Source organism: Microseira wollei NIES-4236 (assembly GCF_020521235.1).
In the GTDB taxonomy this organism is placed as follows: domain Bacteria; phylum Cyanobacteriota; class Cyanobacteriia; order Cyanobacteriales; family Aerosakkonemataceae; genus Microseira; species Microseira wollei.
Map to the genome: position 1 here is coordinate 1 of NZ_BLAY01000353.1, position 4074 is coordinate 4074.

At 43.3% G+C, this 4074-nt stretch carries 4 protein-coding genes; 1 reads left to right on the top strand and 3 read right to left on the bottom strand.

Annotated features, from left to right (window positions below):
• From MiSe_RS48000 to MiSe_RS48010, 3 genes are all read right to left on the bottom strand, one after another.
• On the bottom strand, nucleotides 1-240 hold a 240-nt coding region (locus MiSe_RS48000; RefSeq protein WP_226594407.1), incomplete at its 3' end, for a hypothetical protein.
• A 47-nt stretch (nucleotides 241-287) separates the two neighbouring features.
• A complete protein-coding gene (locus MiSe_RS48005; RefSeq protein ID WP_226594409.1) occupies nucleotides 288-3122 on the bottom strand; it encodes a DUF1156 domain-containing protein in 2835 nt (944 codons plus the stop codon).
• Between the two features lie 52 nt (nucleotides 3123-3174).
• Entirely contained in the window at nucleotides 3175-3684 is a 510-nt protein-coding gene (locus MiSe_RS48010) for a hypothetical protein (RefSeq protein ID WP_226594411.1), read from the bottom strand.
• Between the two features lie 108 nt (nucleotides 3685-3792).
• Between MiSe_RS48010 and MiSe_RS48015 the strand changes: the two genes are divergently transcribed.
• Nucleotides 3793-4014, top strand: coding sequence for a hypothetical protein (locus tag MiSe_RS48015; RefSeq protein ID WP_226594413.1), 222 nt, complete (start codon nucleotides 3793-3795; stop codon nucleotides 4012-4014).
• The last annotated feature ends 60 nt before the right edge of the window (nucleotides 4015-4074 follow it).

Sequence of the window (4074 nt, forward strand, 5' to 3'; positions counted from 1 at the left end):
CGACCAATGATTCAGATACACCCGGATTTGATATAGTAGCGGCACGGCATTAGTAAGCTTTGCCGCCAGCATAAAGTTCCTTCCTTGCCGTGCCCCGACCAATGATTCAGATACACCCGGATTTGATCTAACGCACCATTTCCGATTCACAGCTTCTTGGATGGCAAGCGCGGGATTCTCTTCTAAACTTAACTCAAAAATTTCTCTAGCTTGGGCAAGAGAAAATTCACTGTCAGCCATTGGTTTGGGTAAGGTTGATGTTTGGGAGGAGGAATTGAGTAACATCATTAGAGGTTTAACTCCATTTGCACGGGTTGTTGTTGCTGTTCGGCGGCGAGGCGGGTAATTTCTGACCAGGAAATCACCAAGCTGTTGTAACCAATCGCTTCAGAAGTCCAGCCTTTTCTATCGCAAATGTTGTATAAACGATAGGCTAAGTCTCGCGCTACTTCTCCGCGATCGCCCAATTGGGCTAACAGAACAGCAGTACCGCTTTCGCCTTTTTGGTCTAAGGTACGGATGAGGTATTGGGTAACTTCCCAGTCGGAGGTGCGGTTATCGGTGGCGGGGTTCCAGTTTTCCGGGAGTTCGTCGCGGCGCAAGAGTCGCACTTTGCCACCTTTGGCTGTTAGTATTCCCCCGGTGACGAGTCCGCTAACGCTGGTGTTTTTGGCTTTGGAGAGGGTTTCCGCATCGCCGTAGAGTCCTTCTTTGTATTGGTTTTGTTCAAACCAAGTCAATGCCCAACGGGTATCGGCATCGAATTCGCCTTCTTGTTCGCTGAGGTATTCATCGAGAGTTTGGTTAATCAGTTGCAAGGCGGTACGCACGCGCATCGGTGTGCCATCTGCTTCTAAGACTTTGGTGTAGCGCGAGTATATCGCCATGCCGGGGCCAATGCTGGCTTGGGCGAGGTCTACAGGGGCGATGTTGCCTTGTTGTATGGTGTGGAGGGCGGCGGGGAGTTCGCGTTTGAGTTCGTTGAGGAATTGGCGGCGTGTAGCAGATGGGGCAGTTTCTGGGCGTGGGCGGCAGACGAGGACGATGGATGAGGCGAGGGCGTTTGTGCCGCTGGCAATAGTGCGGTTGCTTAATTCTGTTCGCATAGGCCATGTGCCAGTAATGCTAAAACCTGCTTTAATTAGCCCTTCTAGCATCGTTTCCCAACCAGTTGAAGCAATAACAGAATTTACTTGATTTTCATCTTCATCATCTTCTGTTTCTGATTGTTTGAAGGCGTAGTAAACTGTAAGCGGATATTCGGGATTAGCTGTTTCACGCATTCGAGCAAAAGCTTTGCCTAATCCTGCTTCAAAAAATTCTTTAGCTTTTTGCTTATCTCCACCAAAGCGATAAGGCGTGGCCACTAATTCTTGAGATTTTGGAACTAAGATAGTGCTAAAAATATTTGGATATAATGAGCCGATTGAACGAGGTAACCTAACATAGAAAAAATCTGATAAATCCCCATAACCAATCTTGTCATAATCGAGGTGATATGTCGATATTATAGGAGAATTTAAAGAATCGTTTAGGATAGTAGCATCATGTTGCTTAACTCTGCCTTTTATATCGAATCCAATTGTGGCTAATACTTTCCACACCCAATCAATACAAGCTATCCAATTACCTGTTGAATCACTGAAAGGACAACATTCTGCATAGTCCCAAACCATTGGAATAGCTTGGCGACCAAAGGTATTTCGCATTTTTTCTGCTGATGAATGCCAGCTACAAATGGCAGACCAATAATCGGCACTCTTATCTACTGCGATCGCCAAATAAGTCGCCACTGCATCAGCATAGGCTGTCGCACCCGTCCCCCCCTCACAAAGCGGTAAACTATCATCAGCCATCCCAGCAGCTACAGCATCAAGTATTATCTGTTCCCGTGCTTCGCTTACCAAGTTGCTGAAAGTGCTTAAAGCTAGCAACTGACGAGGTGTGAAAAGTTTATCAAAAGTATCTAAACCATAACTCACACACCAGATGTTACGCGGATCATCTGCCAGCGATTGAGTGGGAAACCATTCAGGTTGAGCTTTTGCTGCAATTTCTTCTTGCTCTAATGTTGAATTAATATAAATTCGGCCTCTATTACCTTCAGCTACAATTGCCATCAGTTTTGTGCCCAAACTTCCAGCTATACCTTCAGCCTTAATATGTTTATCGCTAGTTGGCTGTCCACAAGCTAAACAGCGAAAATTAGCACCTCGTCCTGTTTTGGGTGGTTCTGGTGGTTTTCCTTCTCCAGTTTTGACAACAAAACCTATAGTAGAAGGCTGCTGGCTATGATTAATGACTGGTTCTACCCATGCTTCTTTTCCTTTCTTGGTCGAAAGTTTAAACGACCTTACCAAAGGCATTTTTGCCCCACAAGCAGGGTTAGGACATTCAACCGTTCTCGCCCACAACCAAGCAATAACAGTTGCCTCACCGCCGCCATATTCGGTTGGTAACTTCACCTTGGGATAAAGATGCCCAATGCGCTTTTCTGCTTCATCCCGCATCCACTTTCCGTAATAGCGCACATCTTCGGCTAAACCTTGCGCCCCATACCATTTATTCAGCGAAACCTTTGATTTACCGGCTTTACTATTAACTACTCCCGTATTTGCTTCCGGGTTAACTGGCGCTTGCTCTTTAAACGGTGGAATTTCAATTAATGCTTTAGTAATCAAAACAGCCACAGGATTTAAGTCACTTCCATGCGCTTCTAAGCCTAATCTTTGCGCTGCTAATGGAATAGAACCACCGCCACAGAAAAAAGCGTAAACTGGTGGCAGATTGTTAGCGGTTGATTTGATAATTTCGGCTAGGGCTGCATCTAATACTTGCTTGTTATTAACATTATCCCATTTGACCAAATTCTCGATGATTTGAAATAGGCGTTTCCGTTCTTTTTCCTGTGCTTCTTCTGTAGGTAATTCATCGGCATGGCTGGAAGAATCGCCTACCAAAGAAGCAAATAAAACAGCCCGACACGCTGCCAAAGGACGACGCGCCCACCATAAATGTAATGTAGAATGATGTCCGTGCCGGATGGATTTTTCCCGCGCGGATTCTTTATTGATGGCTTCTAATGGGAGTGCAACTTCAATTAATTTTTTACGATAAGTCATTAGGTTAATTACCTCATTCTTCTTTGAGCCAACCCTACATATACTCAGTTTTCTATGCCTGCCATGCCTCACCATCTGGCAGTTCAGCTAAAATAATATCAATGCAATCTGGTAAATCTTCGGCTGCATGAGTATAGGTAAAATCCAACATTTTTTTGGCCGTTGTGATGATTGCGGGTATATCCAATTGTTCTGAAACTTGTTTGGGTTTTAGCTGTCCATTAAAAATCTCTAAACTTGCTGGACGAATGGCTAACTTAATTGCTGCCTCTAAATAACTTTGCCATTCATCATAGTTGATATAATAAGAAGTTTTATTTTCTGGGAAATTCAGTTTTTTGATTTGAACGATTGAATCGGAAATTGCCCAAGCCCAAGAATTAGTTAATCGCTGCTCAATTTGGTTTTGAATTAAGTGAATCATCAATCTTTGTAAAAAATATTTAATATTCCGAATAATGGCTTTTTTGTTCATTCCTTCTAGTTCGTCAACAATTGCCAAAGCATCGTTATATCTTCCCTCTAAAATACTGGTTTTTAAGTCGATTATTTCTTGTGTCATAATCTTTTAACCTCGATGTTTTATCTTTTTATGGTGGCATCTAAATGATTAAATTGGTTGTCGGGGCACGGCAGCAAAGAATTTTATCGTTAGTGGCAAATTTTACTGATGCCGTGCCCCTACTTACGTCAAAAACCCGGCTTTCCTCTACAATACTGGTTTTTAAATCATGAGTTCTTGTGCCATTATCTTTTTACCTCGATGTTTGATCTCGTTTTGAAATTGGTTGTCGGGGCACGGCGGTCAAGAATTTTCTCGTTATGGGCAAATCTTGCTGATGCCGTGCCCCTACTGAGGTCAAAAATCTGGTTTTTAATCTTTGATGAATGATTTTTATATATTTCCTCTGAAATGCTGGGTTTTAAGTCTATGAGTTCTTGTGTCATTATC

Bases quoted from the DNA above. Each gene is read 5' to 3' on its own strand.
- MiSe_RS48005 (WP_226594409.1), bottom strand. From the start codon at position 3,122: ATGACTTATCGTAAAAAATTAATTGAAGTTGCACTCCCATTAGAAGCC.
- MiSe_RS48010 (WP_226594411.1), bottom strand. From the start codon at position 3,684: ATGACACAAGAAATAATCGACTTAAAAACCAGTATTTTAGAGGGAAGA.
- MiSe_RS48015 (WP_226594413.1), top strand. From the start codon at position 3,793: ATGCCGTGCCCCTACTTACGTCAAAAACCCGGCTTTCCTCTACAATAC.